Raw genomic sequence first — 20,465 nt, 5'->3', positions numbered from 1 at the left:
ATATTGATAGTGTTCCGTCCAGACGAGGTTTAATTCTGGTTGCGCGGATAGTCGTAGAAATAGAATTCGGTGTTTTCCGGTGCCACGTCGGCCCAGCGATCGACGGCAAATTTCAAGCACACTACCGCGGCCGTCGGCATTTCGGGTATCTGGTTGGGCGAGAGTGAGTTGGCAAAATTTGTAATAATGGGGTTGTGCCCCACCAGCAGCACCGAATCCGCGTCGTCGGGGCATTGGCGCACGATGTCCAGCAGGTCGTCTACTTCGGCCTGGTAGATGCGGTCCAGCACCTCAATGCGGGCGTGCGGATAGTGCAGCTCGCGGGCGACCAGCGCCGCCGTACTCATGGCCCGCACCGCCGACGAGCTGATCAGTAAGTCGAGTTGAATGTCGCGCTTGGCCAGCGCCTGGCCCATGCACGGGGCGTCGTCGCGGCCCCGGTCGTTGAGCGGACGTTCTTGGTCGCTCAGGTCGTCAAAACTCCAGCTCGATTTGGCGTGGCGCATCAGATACAAGGTTTTCATGCGGCAGTAGGTAGGTGCGGGCAGGCCTCTTTACTCCTGCCTCCCGCAAATGGTTATGATGAGGGTGGGAGTTAGCACAAATTAGAATAGGAACGCAAAAGACCCGCCCCATGGGGCGGGTCTTTTGCAAAAAAGCAGAAGCGGATCGTCCAACACAACGGCTCTACAGCTGAGCTTATTCCTTCTGGAACCGCTGCCGAATGCTCTGCTGGCCGTTGGTCAGGGTAAGGTAATACAGGCCTTTGGGTAAAGCGCTCACTTGCAATTGCTTACCATCGAAGGCGATGTTCTTTACCTCGTAGCCGCGCAGGTCATACACTTTCACGGTGTAATCCTGGCCGTTTTTTAGGGGCAGGTTTAGCACGTCGCTGGTAGGATTAGGATACGCATCGAGGCGCGTAGTGCCGGCCACAAGCGGGGCCGTATCGCCGGGCGAATTCACGAGCGAAGCACGCGCCCCACCACTGGCAAACAGGGCATTCATGCGCGCCGCCTGGCCGGTCGTGAACATATACATGCACTTGTCGTCGGTGTAGTCCATGTAGTTCATCGACATATCGCCGGAGTTGGAGCAGGTCACGTGCGGATATGTGGGGCAGCCGTAGTTGGCGGTTTGCTGAGTAGGTGTGTCGCTTACCAGATCGTCGCCGCAGCTGGCATCGCCCCAGATGTGGCGCAGGTTCAGCCAGTGGCCCACTTCGTGTGTGGCTGTCCGACCCAAGTTGTATGTCTGGATGAGGTTGCCCGTGCGGCCGAATGCCGAATACAGAATCACGACGCCGTCGGTAGCAGCTTTGCCGCCCGGAAACTGCGCGTAGCCCAACAGATTTTGCCCCAGATTGCAGGCCCAAATGTTTAGGTACTGCGCGGCCGGCCACGCGTCGTCGCCGCCGCGCTTGGCATTTTTCACCGCGTCGTTGGTACCCCACGAAGCGGTTTTGGTGGCCGTCCGCACGATGCCGGTGCTGGGCTTGCCGGTGGGGTCCTGCTTAGCCAGCACAAACTGCACGCCGGCGCTCGCCGCCACGCCCGCAAATGCCGTTGGCGTCTTGTTGGCATCGCGGTTGAGCTTCTGGAAGTCTTCGTTGAGCACGTCAATCTGCGACTGCACCTGCGCATCCGAAATGTTCTGTGCCGCCGTGTTGTACACCACGTGCACCACTACCGGAATAATGATGGGCCCCGTAGGGGTTCCCGCAGGCTTGCCGCTCAGCGAGGCAGCCCTGAGCATGCGCTGGGCATGCGCCTCGATGGCTTCCATGCGCTTGGCCTGATCGGGGTCGGCCTTTAGCTGCGCCTCCAATACCTCCATCGTGGCGCATTGGCGGCCCGGCAAACTGGGTTGTGGTGGGGTATAGTGCCGGTCTTGGGCATGTCCCGACACGGCTAGGCCGAGTCCACAGAAAGTCAAGAAAACTGAGTAAAACGCTTTTTTCATAATATCAAGAACAACTGGATTGGAAGTGAAATGAAAAATAGGGCAGAAGCGTGATAGCATTGTAATATAAATAATGATATCTGTACTATTTGTCATTTTACCAATTAATCATGCTTATAAAACATAAATATTACAAACCTCGTATTAAGCTGATTTGAGCTATAATTGTACTTAATAAATATATATTGCATTATGCCATTAGCTGTCTAGTGGATTGTTGAACTAGCAGAAAACGTTTGCTGAAGTGCATAAAAAAGCCTCCCGATAATGGGAGGCTTTTTTATGGGTGGTGAGTGAAAGATAAGGCGAAGGCAGTGCTGCAACACTGGCCATGCCTGGGAGCGGAAAGCTGGGTTATCTGGAGTGGTAGAGTAACGGATAATCAGCGCAGAGGCCGCGCATACACAAGGGGGAAATTATAAGGAGCATAGCTTGCCGGGGTGCTGCCAAGAGCAAAAAACGAACGACCGTTCGCAGCAGGCCTTGCAATCTACAAAAAAAGTTAACTCTGCAATTCTCTATGCAAGCAGTTAGGCGAAAAATAGCATTTTTAGTACTTGTGATTTGATCTAATCTAGTTTGCTGAGATGAGTACCGGCTACGAATCTAAATGTACATAATTTTGAGCATAATATTTTGATATATAGGTAGATATAAAAAAAGCCCACTATTTAAGCGGGCTTTTGTCAAGGAGATTAATCTAGGTCGGGAACGGGTTGATTGGGGTAGCGCTTTTCGTGGATGGCTTGCACATGGCGCACGAGCAAGGCCCGCAACTCGTCGATATTCTGCCGCTCCTGGGCCGAAATAAAGATAACCGGGTCGTGCATTTTGGCCATGTACGTGGCTTGCAGCTGCTCCAACGTAGGCCGAGGCACGTGATCTTCGTCGGGGTTCATGCCCTCAAAGTTGCTGTGGTAGTCGGCGGAATTTTCGTGGTTGTATTGGTCGATCTTGTTGAATACCAGTAACATAGGCTTATCGGCAGCCCCAATATCCTTGAGGGTATCGTTCACCACTTCGATTTGTTCTTCGAACGTGGGGTGCGAAATGTCCACGACGTGCACCAGCAAGTCGGCCTCCCGGATCTCGTCCAGCGTCGATTTGAAGCTCTCGATCAGGCGCGTAGGCAGCTTGCGGATAAATCCAACCGTGTCGGAGAGCAAGAAAGGAATGTTCTCCAGCACCACTTTGCGCACCGTCGAGTCGACAGTCGCGAAGAGCTTATTTTCGGCAAACACGTCGGAGCGCGACAGCAGGTTCATGATTGTGCTCTTGCCCACGTTGGTGTAGCCTACCAAGGCCACCCGCACGATGCCCGAGCGCGACTTGCGCTGGGTGTTACTCTGTTTCTCAAAGTCTTCGAGCTTCTCTTTCAGCAGCGCAATGCGGTCGCGCACCACGCGGCGGTCGGTTTCGATCTCGGTTTCACCCGGTCCGCGCTGAGCGACGCCACCCCCACGTTGCCGGCCTAAGTGCGTCCAGAGGCCAGTGAGTCGTGGCAGAAGGTATTGATACTGAGCCAGTTCTACTTGAGTGCGAGCCGTAGCTGATTTTGCCCGTCGGGCAAAAATATCGATGATCAGCAGCGAACGGTCCACGATCTTAACCTGCAATTCGGCCTCAAGGTTACGCAGCTGCGAAGGCGACAGGTCGTCGTCGAAAATAACCATGCTGGCCTTCGTGTGCCGCACATACGCCTTGATTTCGGCCAGCTTGCCTTCGCCCACAAACGTGCGGGTATCGGGCTTTTCGAGGCGTTGCACGAAACGTTTGGTGACGATAGCGCCTGCAGTTTCGGTCAGGAAAGCTAGCTCGTCGAGGTACTCTTGGGTTTTGGTATCGGCCTGGCGCTTATCCGGAACGGCCACCAGCACCGCAGTTTCCTGCTCGGTAGAAGTTTCGTAAGTGCCCTTCGTGGGGTCTTTGGTAGGAAGGTAAGCGCCTGCTTTGGCATCGTCGGCGTTAGGGTGCCGGGTGCTGTTGGTGGGGCTCCAGTTATGTGACTTGGTCTTTTTTGCCATTAGATTTAGATAAAAGGATAAGCTCCGTCGCCGGAAAATGCGTGCGGCGGAGACCAGGCAGCCATTTAGCGAAGCGTCAGAGAATAAGCAACGACCTGCTCAATCTCCTGTTCGCTGAGGCGGCCTTTGAAGGGCGGCATCTTGCCCAAGCCGTTGGTAACAAGGTACACGCGACCGGCGGCCGTTAGGTTGCTTTTGCTGAGGTCGTGGGCACCGTTGAGACCTTTTCGGCCGTCGTCGCCGTGGCACACAGCGCAGTTGCTCGCGTATAGCGTCTGGCCCGCCGCTAGGGCATCGTTTTCCAGCGTATTGACGATGGCCGCCGGGGCGGCGGGGTCAGGGGCGGCGGGCTCGGCGCGGGTAGTGTCGGTAGAGCTACAGCCCCAAAAGGCAACGGAGGCTATGCCCAAGGGCAGTAAGCCACGCAGCAAGGCTGGAAAGAAGCATTTCATAAGGGCTGATCGCAACGTTCAAACAGACTGCAAAGTAACCAAAGCGCCGCGGCCCGCGCATTCTTCGGCGGGGTACGCCGTGGCTTGAGTTGCTGACCGTTACCTTTGCCGACTGAAATACCCTGTTGCATGCGCGTCGCTATCGTCATTAATACCTCCTGGAATATCTGGAATTTTCGTCGCAGTCTGGTTAAAGCCTTGCAGGCGGCCGGACATGAGGTGCTGGCCATTGCGCCGCCCGATGCCTATTCCGCCCGCCTTGAAACAGAACTTGGGTGCCGTTACGTGCCCATTGTGATGGAAAATAAAGGGACTAATCCCGTAAAAGATGCGCTGCTCACGCGGCGCTTCTACCAGATTTACCGGCGCGAGCGGCCCGACGTAGTGTTGCAGTACACCATCAAGCCCAATATTTACGGTACGCTGGCGGCCCGGATTGCGGGTATCCCCAGCATCAACAACGTATCGGGGTTGGGTACAGTGTTCATTATCAAGAACTTGGTGAGCCGCGTGGCCTTGGGGCTGTATCGCTTTGCGTTTCAGTTTCCGTATCGCGTGTTTTTTCAGAACGACGACGACCGACAGCTTTTCCTGCAAAATGGACTGGTGAGGCCCGGTATTACCGATCTGCTGCCCGGTTCGGGCATCGACACCGAGCGGTTTCAACCAGCTGCGCAATTCGTTCGCAATGAGCCATTTACGTTTCTGATGATTGCGCGCGTCCTTTACGAAAAGGGCGTGGAAGAATATTTTGAAGCCGCCCGGCTGGTGCGCGCCGCCGTGCCCGGTACGCGGGTGCAGCTTCTGGGCGGCATCGACGAATCGGGTAACATTGGCGTGAAGCAGGCTGTGCTGGAAGAATGGCTGCAGGCCGGCAACGTCGAATACCTTGGCACTTCCGACAACGTGGCCGAGCACATCCGGCGCGCCGACTGCGTGGTGCTGCCGTCATACCGCGAGGGCACGCCCAAAACCTTGCTCGAAGCCGCCGCCATGGGCAAGCCCATCGTGACGACCGACGTGCCCGGCTGCCGCGAAACCGTAGTCAATGGCCTGAACGGTCTGCTCTGCAAAGTCCGTAACGCCGCCGATCTGGCCGAAAAGATGCAGCAGGTTTTGCACCTCGCACCCACTCAGCTAGCCGCTATGGGCAAAGCCAGCCGGCAGCTGGCCGAGCAAAAATTCGACGAGCGAATTGTGCTTGAGAAGTACCTTCGTCTCGTCAGCGAAGTCGGTACAAAAGCCAAACCAGCCGCGGCAGCAGTGTCGTAGAGATTTGTAAAAAACTGATTGATAATAACTTAGAATAACGTAGCTACATGCAAGTCATCCAACACGCACTGGCAGGTGTCGTAGAGTTTATTCCGCGCGTCTTCGGCGATGCCCGTGGCGCTTTTTTCGAATCGTTTAGCGACCGCCTGATGCGTGAAGCCGGCGTCGTAGGCAATTGGGTGCAAGACAACCAGTCGAAGTCGGCGCGGGGTGTGTTGCGAGGCCTGCATTTTCAGCGGCCGCCGCACGCGCAAGCCAAGCTGGTGCGCGTAGCCGCCGGTCGGGCTCTGGACGTGGTGGTGGACATTCGGCGCGATTCGCCTACGTATGGGCAGCACGTGGCCGTGGAGCTGGATGCTTCCCGCTATAACATGCTGTACGTACCCGTAGGCTTTGCGCACGGCTTTGCCTCGTTGGAAGATGACACGCTTTTCTTATACAAATGCACTGATTATTACCAGCCTAGCGCCGAAGGTGGTCTGCGTTGGGACGATCCGGCGTTGGGCATCAACTGGGATCTCAACAACGCCACCGTTTCCGATAAAGACCGTATCCTGCCTCTGTTGGCTGATTTCGACTCTCCTTTCTAAACCACGGATTGCGGCGGAGGCGCCGAATTCCGCGGATTTTGTGGGCCGCGCAATTTATTGTTAATAAAAAAGTCCCCGCTGCACATGCAGCGGGGACTTTTTTGCAACTACCTGATTTGACAAATGTCTAATTATCAGATGCTTGTAAATTATGTCAGGCTGTCCACCAAATCCGTGAAATCCGACGACTCCGCCCAAATCCGTGGTTTAGACAAGCTCAAGGAGCGTTTCTAAGCCCATGCCTCGTGAGCCTTTTATTAAAATGAGCTTGTTTGTAAGTTTCTGATTAACAAGGTGTTGCGCAGCTTCGGCTTTCGTGGGGAAATATTGAAAATCGGGGCGTAAGGCAGCATAGCGCATATCGGAGCCGCAGAGTAATACGGTGCCAAATTGCTGATTAGCAAGTAGTTCGCCAAGGGCGCGGTGTTCAGCTTCGCTTTCCTGGCCCAACTCAAACATATCGCCCAGAATCACAACCTTATCCGCGGCGGCCGCGCCGGGGCGGCTGGCAAAGCTGGTGATGGCTGCCGCCATCGACGATGGGTTGGCATTGTAGGCGTCCAGTACTACTTCGTTGCGAGCCGTGCGCACAAGCTGCGAGCGGTTGTTGGTAGGGGCGTAACTGGCTAACGCTGAGGCAATATCGGCGGGAGTAACCCCAAAATAGGCTCCCACGGCAGCGGCGGCCGCCAGATTCAGAAAGTTGTAGCCACCGGTGATTTGCGCTTCTACTTCGGTGCCGTCGAAGAGGCGAAATACGACGTGCGGAGCCGCCGCCAGCAGTTCCGCGGGGTACGTATCGCCGGGGTTTGGGTACGTGATGCGTTCGGCCACCGCGGCCGCGAGGGCGGGCAGCTTCGCATCGGCGGTATTGACGAAGGCTGTCCCGCCCATATCAGCCAAGTAGCGCAGCAGTTCGCCTTTGCCTTTTGCCACGCCCTCTTCGCCTCCGAAGCCTTCCAGATGCGCTTTGCCGATGTTGGTAATCAGGCCGTGTGTGGGCTCGGCGATCGAGCAAAGCAGCGCGATTTCGCCCTGGTGGTTGGCGCCCATTTCCACAATCGCCAACTCGTGTTCGTAGGGGCGAATGCTGAGCAGCGTCAGCGGCACGCCGATGTGGTTGTTGAGGTTGCCTTTGGTGTATTGTACCTGAAATTTGCGACACAATACGCTGTAAACCAGTTCTTTGGTGGTTGTCTTGCCGTTGGAGCCCGTAATGCCCAACACCGGAATCCGGAGTTGCTGGCGGTGGTGGCGGGCCAGCTGTTGCAAGGCCGCCAAGGGGTCGGGGGCGTAGGTGTAATGCGCCGGGTCAGTAGCCACCAAATCGGCATCGTCGACGACGGCGTAGCGAGCCCCTTTGGCCAGGGCTTGCGGCGCAAAATCACGGCCCCGAAACGAAGGTCCGTTTAAGGCAAAAAACAGGGTATTCGACTGCTCTTGACGCGAATCGGTGCTGACGGCGGAGCATTCCTGGAACCGGGCGTAGAGCGCCGCTGTATCTTCCATACTGATTCTGGTACTTTAGGCTTTAGTTGTTGTTACGAAGAATAATCTTGTTGTCAATGCTGCGGTGCCAACTATTTGTATTTCAATTATTTATGGCGATGCTGCCTAGCATGGCCGCCGCGCAGTCGGTGCCAGCGTTTGGCTTTGAGCCGCAACCGCAACTGGCAAAAGTAGTGCACGGCACCGAGACGCTGCGCAACCCCTGGGCCGGCGGCCTCAACTCGCCGCAGTTTTCCAGCATCGACCTGAACGGCGATGCCCAGCCCGATCTCTACGCCTTCGACCGTGCGACCAACCGTTCGCTTACGTTTCTGAGTGTGGCCGATGCCACCGGTGCGCGCACTTGGCAGTACGCCCCCCAATACGCCGGCTTGTTTCCGGCCGACCTGCGCGGGTGGGTGCTGCTGCGCGACTACGATTGCGACAACCGCCCCGATATCTTCACCTTCGCCAACGGCGGCGACATTCGGGTGTTTCGGAACGTAGCCGGAACCGGCGGTGCACCTACTTTTCAGTTGGTTTCCGATCAACTGCTGTTTTATAATAACTCGGTCAACCAAGGCAACATCAACACGGGCGGCTACAACATGCCCGCGGTGCAAGACATCAACGGCGACGGCAAGCTCGATATTCTGACTTTCGACTTCGTCAACAGCGTGTACGTGGAGCTGTATCTAAATACTTCACCAGCAAGCACTTGCGGAGGACTGCAATTTGCGCAGGAAAGCACGTATTGGGGCAATATTTCAAATTGCTTTACGTCGTGCACGTCGTTTTCTTTCAACGGTGCCTGCAAGCTGGCCGCCAAGCCCCAGCATACGGGCGGCCACAACCTGCTCACCTTGGACCTCGACGGCGACGGCGACCAAGATATTCTGACCGGCCGCGACAACTGCGCCGAACTTGTGAGCCTGACCAACCAGGGCACCCGCACGCTGGCCGCCATGAGCAGCAGTAGCCTAAATACCAGTTTTCCCTCAAACACTACCCCGGCGCGCGTGCCCAATTTTCCGGCGGCATATTCGCTGGACGTGACGTTTGATGGCCGCCCCGATCTGTTGGTGGCGCCTAATCTGGTCGACAATACCGATACCGTCAGCACCGTGCAATCAGTGTGGCTGTACGAAAACACGAGCGCGAGCAACGTGCCCAACTTCGTCTACCGCCAGCCCGATTTTTTGCAGCGCGACATGCTGGATTTCAGCGAGGGCGCAGTTCCCACCTTCGGCGACCTCGACGGCGATGGCCTGCAAGACATGCTGGTGGGCAGCACCAACCGTACCAATGCCGGCGGGTTTTACCGGGCTGCGCTAGCGTTTTACCGGAATACGGGCACAGCAACCACGCCTGTGTTTCAGCGTCAATCAACTGACTACCTGGGGTTTGTGGCAAGAAAATACGCAGCCTTGAAACCCGTATTAGTTGATTTGAACGGCGACGGGGCGCTCGATCTGGTCTTTTCAGGACTGCGACTGGGCGCGGCTTCTAACCAGATTGGCTACCTGCTCAACAAAGCGGCGGCGGGCCAAGCAGCGGTATTCGATGCCGCTGCGCCCGAATATTTTACCACAATAACTACCGCCACGCCCAACGATTCGCCCTGCTTCACCGACGTAAACGGTGACGGGAAACCGGATATGTTGCTGGGAACCAATGCGGTAGACGTTACCAATTCGGGGCTGCGTTATTACCGCAACACGGGCACCGGCCCGCTCAGCCAAGCCTTTGTGTTGGCGGATGTCGACTACGGCAAAATCCGCTCGACGACGGGCGCGCAGCCGTACAATCTGGCCCCGGCAGTAGCTGATTTCGACGGCGACGGCACCCCCGACTTGCTGATTGCCGACGGCGAAGGGCAGGTAAAGCTGTACGCCAACTACCGGGCGCAAGCGCCACCCTTTGTAGCCCGTACCGATTTGTTTTACAATGCCTTAACCGATCAATACCAAGCCGCTCGTTTGGGTCAGGGCTTCAAAAATCGCTTGGTGCCGGTAGTTGCTGACCTGAACGGCGACCGGGCACCGGAGCTGTTTGTGGGGCTGGAAAGCGGCGGAATTTCGGCCTTCAGCATCCGCGGGCGGGTGCTGAGCTCCCCAACGGCGGCCGCGCTGGCGCTGGCGTTGCGCATTTACCCGAACCCCGCGAGCACGTCTTTTACCGCCGAAACGGCCCAGCCTACCCGCCTGACGCTACTCGATGTTACGGGCCGCACCGTGCGCTCCGTGCCGGCGCTGGCGCGCACGCACTCAGTGGACCTAATGGGTTTGGCGGCCGGCGTATACTTGCTCCGGGCCGAATCAGCTAGCGGCGTGCCGGTCGTGCAACGCGTTGTGGTGCAATGAGTTGTGTTTCTTGTAAACGCCTTTAGCTCCGTGGCTTAGGCTGTAGCGCCAAGTCGTGCAGCTCGAAGGCGTCGGCGTCGAGGAAGGCGGCGAAGCGCTCGCGGAAAGAATCCAGATCGGTGCGGCGCAGGGTGCGCGTGATGCAGGTTTCCTGATTGCCAACTTCCACGAGGTATTCGCCGCGCATGTCGATGAGGGCCGAATCACCGGTGTACACCAAGCTGTTGCCATCAACGCCTACGCAATTGACGCCGACCGTATACGCCAGGTTTTCGATGGCGCGGGCCCGCAGCAGCGTCATCCAGGCCGTGCGGCGGGCAGCGGGCCAGTTGGCCACGTAAATCAGCAGATCGTAAGGCTCCTGGGCCGGATTGCGGCTCCACACCGGAAAACGCAAATCGTAGCACACCAGGGGGCAGATGCGCCAACCCCGCCATTCTTCAATCAGGCGTTCTGAACCCGGCGTGTACACGGCAGTTTCGCCGCCCATCCGGAACAAATGGCGCTTGTTGTAGTAGCTGAGTGTGCCATCGGGGCGCACCCACAGCAGGCGGTTGTAGTAAGAATCGCCTTCGCGCACCACGATGCTACCCGTGACCACGGCGTCGCGCTCGGCGGCCCATTGGCGCATCCAGGCGATGGTGGGGCCATCCATGGTTTCGGCCACGGCGGGCGCTTCCATAGTAAAGCCCGTCGTAAACATTTCCGGTAGTACGATCAGGTCGGTGGGCACGGAAATACCGCTGATGCGACGGCCTAACTCGGTCCGGTTGGCTTCCGGGTCATGCCACTGCAAGGCCAATTGCACGAAGGAAACAGTAAGATCAGACAAGGGAAGGGAAACTAATAAGTGGACGGATTGCTGAATATTAGCGAAAAATAACGTCAAGTTCGGCTATGGGCGGCCAGCTATTTTGCCGGCTCGGGCTGCTGCCGCTGTTAGAGGTTGCGCAGCCGTTCGGCGGCGGCGCGCAGGGTTTCGTCTTTTTTGGCGAAGCAAAAGCGCACCAGCCCGTGGTCGGTGCCGTCGTGGTAAAAGGCTGACATGGGCACCACGGCCACGCCGGCTTCCTGCGTCAGACGGCGTGCAAAGGTAACGTCGTCTTCGTTGGGCGCAATAGCTTGATAACGAGCTAATTGGAAATAAGACCCCGGCGAAGGCAGCAACTCAAACCGGGTATCGCGCATCAGCTCGCCGAATAAGTCCCGCTTCTGCTGATAGAAACCGGGCAGCGACTGGTAATGGTCGGCGTTGGCGAGCACATCGGCAAGGGCGTGCTGCGTAGGCGTGCTCACGGCAAACGTCAGGAATTGGTGCACCCGCCGCACCTCGGCTGTGAGCAGTGGCGGTGCAATGCAATAGCCTACTTTCCAGCCCGTTGCATGGTAAGTTTTGCCAAACGACGACAGCACAAAGCCCCGCACAGCCAGCTTGGGGTGCTGCAACACGCTGCGGTGCTGCTGCCCATCAAACACCATGTGTTCGTACACTTCGTCGCTGAGCACGAAGGCCTCGGTTGGGGCGAGCAGGGTCGCCAGCGCATTCAGGTCGTCGTCGGTAAGCACGGCGCCGCTGGGGTTGTGGGGCGAGTTCACCATGATCAGGCGGGTGCGTGGGCTAATGGCGGCGGCTACTCGCTCCCAGTCGGGGCGAAAATCGGGGAGCGCGAGCGGCACGTACACCGGCACGCCGCCTTGCAGCCGAATGGCGGGCCCGTAGAGGTCGTAAGCCGGTTCGAGCACAATGACTTCATCGCCGGGGCGCACTACGGCGGCCAGCACGGCATACAGGGCTTCGGTGGCGCCGCTGGTAACGGTGATTTCGGTATCGGGGTTAGGAGCCGACACGCCGTAGGTAAGGGCGGTTTTCTCGCTGATCAGGGCGCGCAACCGCGGCAGGCCCGGCATGGGCGCGTACTGGTGATGGCCAGGCGTTTGGGCGTGGCGAGCCAGCGCGTCGGTGAGCGCCTGCGGCGGATCATAATCCGGAAAACCCTGCGCCAGATTGATCGCGCCGCATTCGGCCGCCAATTGCGACATCACCGAAAAAATGCTGGTGCCCACGTCGGGCAGTTTGGAAGCAAGAGAAGGCAAAACCATGTTCAGAAGCTAAATGCGGGTATGATGGCTTTTGTTTGTAATATATTGTATATCAATAGGTTATAAAGAGTGCAGAATAGGCTCGCGGGGCGCGGCAAGGGCGGCTCCGGCGGCGGCAAAGTGCACCCGAAACGCGGTGCCTTCGCCTACCTTGCTGTGTACCTCGAGCCGGCCGCCGTGGCTTTGCACAATACGATTGACCAAGTACAAACCCATGCCGCTGCCTTCGACGTGCACGTGAAAGCGCCGGAACATCTGAAACAGTTGGCTTCCGTAGCGTTTCAGGTCGATGCCCAGGCCGTTGTCTTGCACCACCAGCACCGCGTGGTCTTCTTGCCACAGGCTCTGAATGGTGATGCGCGACGTGCGGTCGGTGGCAGCATACTTTACGGCATTGCTGAGCAAGTTGTAGAGGATGCTGCGCAGGTTGGGGCGCACAAATTCGAGCACGGGCACCTGGGCCACGTCCAGCTCGATGATGGCCCCGATGGCAGCTGTCTGATCGCGAATGCTGTCGAGCACTTCGTAGGTGAGGCCGGCCAGGGGGATGGGTTCGGCCAGAATTTCCTGCCGCAGCTTCTGCACCTGCACCAGGTCGGAGAGGTTATGAATGGTGTCGAAAATCTGCTGCAAGGCCCGCTCAAACATCGAAATTAGCTTCCCGGCGTCGGGGTCGCTGAAGTGGGCGCTCCCAACGAGTTCGTGGAAGATGCCGGCCATGTTGTTGATGGGCTGCTTGAGGTCGTGCGAGGCGGTGTACACGAAGTTGTCGAGGTCCTGATTGGTGCGCGTCAGTTCCTGGTTCTGCTGCTCGAGGCGCTGCTGAAGCTGGCGCAATTCCGTAATGTCGGTGTTGGTGCCAAACCAGCGCACGATATTTCCCCGCACATCCAGCTCAGGCATCGTTTGATTCAGAAACCAGCGGTACTCGCCATCGTAACGGCGGAAACGTATTTCGAAGCTCCAGCCCCGCTTTTCTTTGCGGGCCCTGGCGTATTCTTCCTCCGTTCGGACCAAGTCGTCGGGGTGAATGACCAAGCGCCACTGCTCGTCGATGCCCGCCGTGCCGGGCAGGCCGGTGTAGGCGTACCACTGCGGGCTCACGTAATGGCCCACCCCCGACGCTTCGTTGATGTAGCTGATGTTGGGCAGCGCCTCCATCATGCGCCGCAGCCGCTCGTCGCGGCGGCTGATTTCCGCGCCCAGGTGCTCGGCCTCGCGGCGGGCCAGCACACGTTCGGTGGCTTCCACGGCAAACATCAGCACGGCCTGCGATTGGCTTTCTTCGTCGAGCAGCGGCTGGTACGTAAAATCGTAATAGTGCAGCTCCGGCTCCTGCGTGTCGGGGTTCAGAATGGTGAAGGGCGCTTCCAAGACCGAAAAAGTCTCCTTGGTAACTATCAGGTTATCAAGTATTTGTAATAATCCGCTTTGGGCTATATCGGGCACTACCTGCGTAACGGGCAAGCCCGGCCGGCCGTGACCGCCCAGCAGCTTGTTCAGGTTGTCGTTGATAAAGCTCAGCACGTGGCCGGGGCCCGTCATGAGGGCGATGTAGGCCGGCATCGTGTCGATGATGCGTTGCAGCTGCTGGTCTTTTTTCTGCAAAAGCGCCAGTGCCTCCCGCCGGTCGTGGATGTCGGTGGCCGTCCCGACCCACTGGGTAATAAGCCCGTTGGCGTCCCGAACGGGATAGGAGCGGGCCAGAAACCAGCGGTAACCAGCTGAGGTAGTGTTGCGCAGCCGTAGCTCGGTCTCGAAAAGCTCGCCTGTGCGCAAGGTTCGTTCGCGCTCCTGGCGCACACGTTCCAGGTCGTCGGGGTGGGCGTGGGCGCCCCAGCCCCAGTTGCGGGCTTCTGCCAACGACACGCCCATGTACTGCTTCCAGTACGGGTTGATGTAGTCGAGCACTCCTTCGGGCGTGGTCGTCCAGACCATGTGCTGCTGGGCTTCCGTCAGCGCCCGGAAGCGGGCCGCGCTCTGCTCCAGTTCGCGCTCGGCTTGGCGCTGGTCGGTAATGTCCTGCATGGCGCCCACCAGCCGGGTGGCCGCGCCTTCGGCATCCCGCACTATAAAGGCCCGGTCAGCCACATACGCCCAGGTGCCGTCGGCTTTTCGCAGACGATATTCCACGTTCAGTAGGTTATCTTTTCCGGTCAAAGCTTCGTTCATCCGGGCTTCGAGCTGTGCAAGATCGTCGGGGTGTACGCAGCTGCGCCAGAACTCTATGGTCGCTTGTTCGGGCCCCAACGGATAGCCAAAGCGCTCGGTAAACAGCTCGTTGCGCCAGATGCTGCCGCGGCGCAGGTCCACATCCCACACCGTGTCGTGAGTGGCACGGGTCAGCAGTTCGTAGCTTTCTTTGCTAAAGGCCCCTTCTTGCTCCATGCGCAGGCGGGCGGTCACGTCCTCGGCCCGGCACAGCAAGTAGCGCAACGCCCGATCGGCACCGAGCACGGGGCGCACCGTGGTTTGCCAGTAGCGCACCTCCGTCCGGCCGTTGGTCCGTGGCAAGTTGTAGCGCTGCACGGGCATCGTGACGGGGCGCAAGCGCGCGCGTACTTCCTCGAGGGTAAGCTCCCATTGTTGCAGCACGGCGTCCGGGTCGGAGAGCGGATTGGTGGGAAACACCTCGTGAAAATGCCGGCCCAGCAACGCTTCCCGCGGCTGATCTACGGCCCGGCACATCATCTCGTTGACCGCCACCAGTACGAACTCTAGGTCGAGCGCCAGGTAAGGGACAGGCAGCGCATCAAATAAGAGTTGGAAATCAACGGGTTCGGTGGGGGTAGGGTGCTGCATAGAATGGAACGCTAACCTTGGGAAGCCCAGCCGCGGTGCAAAACGGCTCTGCGCACCCAAGCAAAGATAGCCGCCCAGAGCGGCGTTTGCGGCACTCCTTGCGCAAAAGTTGCCGCTCGTTACGCCTACCTGGTTATAAGTAGTATAATCGTGTTTTTTTAATATATAACTATATGATTGTCAATTGATTGAAAAATAAAATGCTTATGATGGGAGTGGGACTTTTCAATTCGAAACCGGATGTGGCTCACTTTTCTTTTGACAGGGAAAGCATTTCGACGGGTAGCACGCGAGGGCATTGGCGCCCACGCTGCCTACGGCTATCTAAGCGTATTTCGGTACTCAACCTGTTACAAAGGCTTCTTCAGAAGCTGCGGATAGGCCTCGCGGAACTTCAGAATCTTGGGCGTCGAAACGCTTTGCACATAAGGGTTGTCGGGGTTCAGGCGGAAGTAGCCTTGGTGGTAGTCTTCGGCGGGCCAGAACTCGGTGAAGGGCAGCACCTGCGTTACGATGGGGTCGGAGTAATGCTTTGAGGCATTCACTTTCTGAATGGTGGCCTCGATTTGCTGCTTTTCCTGGGGCGTGCGGTAGAAGGCGATGGAGCGGTACTGCGTGCCGGCATCGGGGCCTTGGCGGTTGAGCGTAGTCGGGTCGTGGCCAGCCAGGAAAAATACATCAAGCAGCTGTTGGTAGCTGATTTCTTTCGGATCGTAATACACCTGAATCGATTCGGCGTGGCCGGTTTGGCCGCTGCCCACTTGCTCGTAGGTCGGGTTCTGTTCTTTGCCGCCGGCGTAGCCCGATACCACTTCGCGCACGCCGCGTATTTCCTCAAAAATCTCTTCCGTGCACCAAAAACAGCCTCCGGCAAACGTGGCCACCGCCAAGCCCGTCAGGTTGGTGGGCGCCTTGCCCGCCGTGGAACGCATGGCCGTCTGCTTTTCAGAATGACTTTGCGAGCAGGCCACTGCTAGCAGCAACAGGCCCACCCAATAGAGTTTCAACTTGATCATCATGGCGGGATATACGAAGTAAAAGCACGCTCGGAGTAGCCGCTATAAGGCCGTGCCCAAACTGCTCACGCACACCCTAACAGGTGAGGTGGCCGATTGGTGGCCTTCTCAGAATCGGGCGGTACAAGATTCAACGAAATAGCAGTGTGTGTTTTTTATAAGATATTGATAATAAAAATGTTATAAAAAGCACAGGCTCGGCTGCATGCAGCCGAGCCTGTGCTTAAAATTCATTACGGACGATGCGCTAAGCCGCGACTGTATGCAACTCGTTGAGGTTCTGAGAGATAAAATGCGTCTCTTCTGGGGAGAGATTTACGTCGGCGGCTTTGGCGTTTTGGGTGGCTTGTTCCGGGTTGCGGGCCCCGACTAGCGCCACCGTGATGCCGGGCTGCTTCAGCGTCCAGGCAATGACGAGCTGCGCCAGAGTGGCGTTTTTGCTTTCGGCCAGCGGGCGGATCTTGTTGAGAAAGGCGTTGGTGCGGTTGATGTTTTCGTCGGTGTAAAGCGGGTGCGTGTTGCGCAAATCGCCTTCGCCAAAATGCTGTCCCGGCTTGATTTTGCCCGTAAGCAAGCCCAGCTGCAAGGGGCTGTAGGCCAGAATGCTCTTGTGGTGGGCCAAGCAATACGGCACTACATCTTGCTCGATGTTACGGCGCAACATGCTGTACGGCACTTGGTTAGAAGCCAGCGTGAGCGTTTTTTCGGCTTCTTCCATTTGCGCGACGGAATAGTTGGAAACCCCCGCGGCGCGTACTTTGCCTTGCTCAATCAGCCGCGACACGGCCTCCATGGTTTCGGCGATGGGCGTGGTCACGTCGGGCCAGTGCTGCTGGTAGAGGTCGATGTAGTCGGTGCCGAGGCGGCGCAGGCTGTCTTCGCACTCCTTGATGATGCTGTCGCGGCCGCCGTATTTGTATACATCGAGGTCGTGGCCGTTGTTGTCTTTGCTTTTAAAGCCAAAGTCGCCCTTTTTCTCATCCCAGCGCATGCCGAACTTGGTGAGAATCTGCACTTTGTCGCGCGGCAACCCTTTGATGGCTTCGCCCACAATTTCCTCACTCAGTCCTTGCCCGTAAATAGGCGCTGTGTCGATGGATGTGATGCCCAGGTCGTAAGAGGCCCGAATGGCGCCCACGGCGTCGTTCTGTTCGGTGCCGCCCCACATCCAGCCACCCGCTGCCCAGCTGCCAAATGCAATCCGCGACACCTGTACGTCGGTGGTGCCTAGTTTTTGATATTCCATGTAAGTGTTTGATTTGTAAGTATTTGCGAAAGCATGCTATCCAGCCGTGAACGAGCAGTTGCCCTTCTCCGGCTGGCCTCGGCCTTGTTACATCCTGTGAATACCCCAAAAAGGCCCCGTAGGTTTGTACGGTTGAGCCTGGATAACTGCCGCGTCACCTTGTTTTCGGGGCCGCGCTTGGATTACTTAGCCAACCCAAACCTGCCGTTTATTCTGCTCTCGATGCGTAAAGCTCTGTTAATAAGTTTATTGGCCTGTGTAGGCGTTGTGCCAGCGATGGCACAACCCACGTTGCCGTTGCTCAATCAGGCGCCGGGCAACCTGCATTGGTATCGCTTGCGCACGGCGCATTTTCAGGTGCTGTATCCGCAAGGGTTCGAGCAGGCGGCCCAGCGCACGGCCCGCCGCCTGGAGCAGGTGTATCTGCCGGTGAGCGCCTCGCTGGAGCGGCCGCCGCGCCGCCTGTCGGTGGTGCTGCAAAACCAAACGACCAACAGCAACGGCTTCGCGACGCTCACGCCACGCCGCACGGAGTTCTACACCACGCCGCCCCAAGATCCGTCGCTGGCCGGCACCCTCGATTGGCTTGATTTGCTGTCGGTGCATGAGTTTCGACATATCGTGCAGTACGAGAAGGCGTTGCAAGGCCTCTCAAAACTGGCGTACGGCGTGGCGGGCTACGGCGGGCTGAGCCTGATGACGCTGGGCGTGCCCGACTGGTTTTTCGAAGGCGACGCCGTGGGCACCGAAACTGTACTCACGCGCAACGGCCGCGGGCGCATCCCCAACTTCGACCTTGGCATGCGGGCCAACTTGCTGGCCGGGCGGCGCTTCAGCTACTCCAAAGCCGTGGCCGGCTCCTACCGCGACAACGTGCCCAATCATTATGTATTGGGCTATTTCTTAACGACTTACGCCAAGCGCCACACCGACCCCAACGTGTGGAGTGGGGTGCTGAACCGCTACTACAACTTCCCGGTATATCCGTTTTCGTTTTCCAACGGCCTAAAGCAGGGAACCGGCCTTACGGTTGAAGAGCTCTACCAACGCACGCTCAACGACCTCGACTCGACGTGGCACCAGCAGCAACAGCGCCTGACGCTCACGCCAGCCACAGCTTTTCGGGTAGCGGCCAACCCGAAGATTTTTACCGAATATCAATATCCTCAGTATGTGAACGATAGCACAGTGTTGGCCGTCAAAACTGGCCTCGGCGATATCTCGCAGCTGGTGCTGCTGAGCCGAGGCGGGCAGGAGCGACGGGCATTTGTGCAGGGCTTGGTCAATGATCCGGGCATGCTGTCGGTGGGTGGCGGCAAAGTGTGCTGGCCCGAATACGGGTTGCACCCGCGCTGGAGCCAGAAAATCTATTCGGAGCTGCGGGTGCTGGATTTGACTACAGGCCACCTGACGCGCCTGACCACCAAGAGTCGCTACACGGCCGCCGCCCTTTCGCCCGATGGCACCAAGCTCATTGCCGTGCGCAGCGACTCAGCTTACCACAACCAACTGGTGGTGCTGGATGCGCGCAACGGGCAAACGCAGCGGGTACTGCCCAACCCCGCGGGCGATTTTTATCAACAGCCCCGCTGGAGCGCCGATCAGCGGACAGTGGCCGTGGTGACTTTGAAACCAGCCGGTAAAACCATTGAGCTTGTTAATGTTGAAACCGGCCAGCGGCGCGCCGTGCTGCCCGTTACCAACACCAACCTAAGCCAGCCGCAGCCGTGGGGCAACTATGTGCTGTATAGTTCGCCGCAGTCGGGCATCGATAACCTGTATGCTGTGGAAATCAGCTCCGGCCGCGCATTTCAGGTGAGTTCGCGGCCCTTGGCAGCCTATCACGCCGCCGTTTCGCCCGACGGCCAACGACTTGCTTTTCAGGATTTTCAGGTGGAAGGCTCGCGCGTGGCCGAGATGCCGCTGGTGCCAGCCCAGTGGCAGCCCGCCACCAACCAACCCGCCGCGCCGGTTGGCTATGCCGAGCCCTTGGTAAACCAAGACGAAGGCGCCCGCCTGGTCGGGGCCGTGTTGCCCGATTCGATTCCGGGTACGCAGCCGTTGCCCGCCGAGCGCTACCGGCGCCTGCCGCACGCACTTAATGCCTTTGGCTGGGGCCTGGTGCAAACGCCTTCTGGACAAGGGGTTACGCTGGGCGTGCGGTCGCAGGACTTGTTGAGCACTACGCAGGCGGTAGCCGGGGTGAGCTACGATCAAGTGGAGCGCACCACCGGCTACTCCGCCGACGTCAGCTACCAAGGCTGGTTTCCGGTGCTGGATGCAGGCTTCAGCGGCGGGCAGCGCCGCACCAACATCCCCACCGCCGACGGCTTTATTAATGATAAATGGTCGTACAACCGCTTCACGGCCGGCGTGCGGCTGCCGTTGGCACTCACGCGCTCCAAGTACCAGCAGACGCTTTCGCTCGGCGCCTACTACAGCGGTGAGCAAGTGCGGGGCTACGATTCGCGCCTGCGCTACCGCGACCAGATCGGCAACAATTCGCTGCATGCGCTCAACTACACCCTGAGCTACTACCACGTGCTGAAGCAAAGCTACCGCGACGTGGCCCCCCGGTGGGGGCAAGTGCTGAGCGCCTCGTTTCGCAATACTCCTTTCAGCACGGGGTTGCAGGCACAGCAGTGGGCCGTCACGGGCGGGATGTACTTTCCAGGCCTGTTGAAGCACCACAGCATCCGGGTGCGCGGCGGCTACCAGCGCCAGCAGCAAAACAGCTACAATTTCAGCACGGCCACGATTTACCCGCGCGGCGAAGGGTACGTCAGTTACGATCGGCTGCGGGCCGGCAGCTTCGAGTACCGAATGCCCATTGCCGACATGCACCTGGCGCTCGGGCGGTGGCTCTACATCCAGCGCCTGAAAGGAGCGGGGTTCTTCGATCTGGCCACCGGCCAAAGCAAAGTCATTCGGCCCACCGACGGCCAGCAATTCAACGTGCAGCGCTACTCCCGCACCACCGGCCTGGATCTGTCTTTTGTGTTCAACGTGCTGCGGCTGCGCACGCCTTTCGAGGCTGGCGCCCGCACCATCTATAACGTGCGCACCGGCAGCTGGGAAGTGCAGCCGCTGGTGCTGGACATTGGCTTTTAGTCGTTTCGACCAGGCCGTAGGCGAATACCTTGCCGTCGG

General features: G+C 58.3%; 14 protein-coding genes. 4 read left to right on the top strand and 10 right to left on the bottom strand.

The window, feature by feature from the left end; translation table 11 throughout:
* Positions 1 to 29: 29 nt before the first annotated feature.
* From H9I52_RS15360 to H9I52_RS15345, 4 genes are all read right to left on the bottom strand, one after another.
* The gene (locus tag H9I52_RS15360) at positions 30 to 524 is read right to left on the bottom strand and encodes a SixA phosphatase family protein (RefSeq protein WP_187454553.1); all 495 of its coding nucleotides are present in this window, start codon (positions 522 to 524) and stop codon (positions 30 to 32) included.
* Positions 525 to 699: 175 nt separating this feature from the next.
* Positions 700 to 1,962, bottom strand: coding sequence for a M43 family zinc metalloprotease (locus H9I52_RS15355; RefSeq protein ID WP_187454552.1), 1,263 nt, complete (start codon positions 1,960 to 1,962; stop codon positions 700 to 702).
* Between the two features lie 695 nt (positions 1,963 to 2,657).
* The gene (hflX, locus tag H9I52_RS15350; RefSeq protein WP_187454551.1) at positions 2,658 to 3,986 is read right to left on the bottom strand and encodes a GTPase HflX; all 1,329 of its coding nucleotides are present in this window, start codon (positions 3,984 to 3,986) and stop codon (positions 2,658 to 2,660) included.
* Between the two features lie 65 nt (positions 3,987 to 4,051).
* Entirely contained in the window at positions 4,052 to 4,438 is a 387-nt protein-coding gene (locus H9I52_RS15345; RefSeq protein WP_187454550.1) for a c-type cytochrome, read from the bottom strand.
* 129 nt (positions 4,439 to 4,567) lie between these two features.
* On the opposite strand from H9I52_RS15345, the gene H9I52_RS15340 reads away from it, so the two are divergent.
* Entirely contained in the window at positions 4,568 to 5,710 is a 1,143-nt protein-coding gene (locus H9I52_RS15340) for a glycosyltransferase family 4 protein (protein WP_187454549.1), read from the top strand.
* A gap of 47 nt (positions 5,711 to 5,757) precedes the next feature.
* Complete coding sequence (gene rfbC, locus H9I52_RS15335; RefSeq protein ID WP_187454548.1) at positions 5,758 to 6,300, top strand: dTDP-4-dehydrorhamnose 3,5-epimerase; 543 nt, start codon at positions 5,758 to 5,760, stop codon at positions 6,298 to 6,300.
* A 207-nt stretch (positions 6,301 to 6,507) separates the two neighbouring features.
* On the opposite strand, the gene murF is transcribed toward rfbC, so the two are convergent.
* Positions 6,508 to 7,809: a UDP-N-acetylmuramoyl-tripeptide--D-alanyl-D-alanine ligase gene (gene murF, locus H9I52_RS15330; protein WP_187454547.1), complete on the bottom strand. Its 1,302-nt coding sequence runs from the start codon at positions 7,807 to 7,809 to the stop codon at positions 6,508 to 6,510.
* A 92-nt stretch (positions 7,810 to 7,901) separates the two neighbouring features.
* On the opposite strand from murF, the gene H9I52_RS15325 reads away from it, so the two are divergent.
* Positions 7,902 to 10,151, top strand: a complete 2,250-nt coding sequence (locus H9I52_RS15325; RefSeq protein WP_187454546.1) for a T9SS type A sorting domain-containing protein — start codon at positions 7,902 to 7,904, stop codon at positions 10,149 to 10,151.
* A gap of 22 nt (positions 10,152 to 10,173) precedes the next feature.
* Here the strand turns inward: H9I52_RS15325 and H9I52_RS15320 are convergent, their stop codons facing one another.
* The 5 genes from H9I52_RS15320 to H9I52_RS15300 form a co-directional block, all read right to left on the bottom strand.
* A complete protein-coding gene (locus H9I52_RS15320) occupies positions 10,174 to 10,983 on the bottom strand; it encodes an amidohydrolase (protein WP_187454545.1) in 810 nt (269 codons plus the stop codon).
* A gap of 107 nt (positions 10,984 to 11,090) precedes the next feature.
* Entirely contained in the window at positions 11,091 to 12,251 is a 1,161-nt protein-coding gene (locus H9I52_RS15315) for a methionine aminotransferase (protein WP_187454544.1), read from the bottom strand.
* A gap of 60 nt (positions 12,252 to 12,311) precedes the next feature.
* Positions 12,312 to 15,053, bottom strand: coding sequence for a PAS domain-containing protein (locus tag H9I52_RS15310; protein WP_187454543.1), 2,742 nt, complete (start codon positions 15,051 to 15,053; stop codon positions 12,312 to 12,314).
* A gap of 350 nt (positions 15,054 to 15,403) precedes the next feature.
* A complete protein-coding gene (gene msrA, locus H9I52_RS15305) occupies positions 15,404 to 16,069 on the bottom strand; it encodes a peptide-methionine (S)-S-oxide reductase MsrA (protein ID WP_187454542.1) in 666 nt (221 codons plus the stop codon).
* Between the two features lie 247 nt (positions 16,070 to 16,316).
* The gene (locus tag H9I52_RS15300; protein ID WP_187454541.1) at positions 16,317 to 17,315 is read right to left on the bottom strand and encodes an aldo/keto reductase; all 999 of its coding nucleotides are present in this window, start codon (positions 17,313 to 17,315) and stop codon (positions 16,317 to 16,319) included.
* 276 nt (positions 17,316 to 17,591) lie between these two features.
* On the opposite strand from H9I52_RS15300, the gene H9I52_RS15295 reads away from it, so the two are divergent.
* Entirely contained in the window at positions 17,592 to 20,426 is a 2,835-nt protein-coding gene (locus H9I52_RS15295) for a TolB family protein (RefSeq protein WP_262386084.1), read from the top strand.
* The last annotated feature ends 39 nt before the right edge of the window (positions 20,427 to 20,465 follow it).

The organism is Hymenobacter sp. BT491 (assembly GCF_014349165.1).
GTDB classification, from domain to species: domain Bacteria; phylum Bacteroidota; class Bacteroidia; order Cytophagales; family Hymenobacteraceae; genus Hymenobacter; species Hymenobacter jejuensis.
This window is presented reverse-complemented; position numbering and strand designations above follow the sequence as displayed.

What these genes read in the sequence shown, in the direction of transcription:
- H9I52_RS15340 (WP_187454549.1), top strand. Translation starts at nt 4,568, where the DNA reads ATGCGCGTCGCTATCGTCATTAATACCTCCTGGAATATCTGGAATTTT.
- H9I52_RS15345 (WP_187454550.1), bottom strand. Translation starts at nt 4,438, where the DNA reads ATGAAATGCTTCTTTCCAGCCTTGCTGCGTGGCTTACTGCCCTTGGGC.
- H9I52_RS15295 (WP_262386084.1), top strand. Translation starts at nt 17,592, where the DNA reads ATGGCACAACCCACGTTGCCGTTGCTCAATCAGGCGCCGGGCAACCTG.
- H9I52_RS15355 (WP_187454552.1), bottom strand. Translation starts at nt 1,962, where the DNA reads ATGAAAAAAGCGTTTTACTCAGTTTTCTTGACTTTCTGTGGACTCGGC.
- rfbC (WP_187454548.1), top strand. Translation starts at nt 5,758, where the DNA reads ATGCAAGTCATCCAACACGCACTGGCAGGTGTCGTAGAGTTTATTCCG.
- H9I52_RS15310 (WP_187454543.1), bottom strand. Translation starts at nt 15,053, where the DNA reads ATGCAGCACCCTACCCCCACCGAACCCGTTGATTTCCAACTCTTATTT.
- hflX (WP_187454551.1), bottom strand. Translation starts at nt 3,986, where the DNA reads ATGGCAAAAAAGACCAAGTCACATAACTGGAGCCCCACCAACAGCACC.
- H9I52_RS15315 (WP_187454544.1), bottom strand. Translation starts at nt 12,251, where the DNA reads ATGGTTTTGCCTTCTCTTGCTTCCAAACTGCCCGACGTGGGCACCAGC.
- msrA (WP_187454542.1), bottom strand. Translation starts at nt 16,069, where the DNA reads ATGATCAAGTTGAAACTCTATTGGGTGGGCCTGTTGCTGCTAGCAGTG.
- H9I52_RS15360 (WP_187454553.1), bottom strand. Translation starts at nt 524, where the DNA reads ATGAAAACCTTGTATCTGATGCGCCACGCCAAATCGAGCTGGAGTTTT.
- H9I52_RS15325 (WP_187454546.1), top strand. Translation starts at nt 7,902, where the DNA reads ATGGCGATGCTGCCTAGCATGGCCGCCGCGCAGTCGGTGCCAGCGTTT.
- murF (WP_187454547.1), bottom strand. Translation starts at nt 7,809, where the DNA reads ATGGAAGATACAGCGGCGCTCTACGCCCGGTTCCAGGAATGCTCCGCC.
- H9I52_RS15300 (WP_187454541.1), bottom strand. Translation starts at nt 17,315, where the DNA reads ATGGAATATCAAAAACTAGGCACCACCGACGTACAGGTGTCGCGGATT.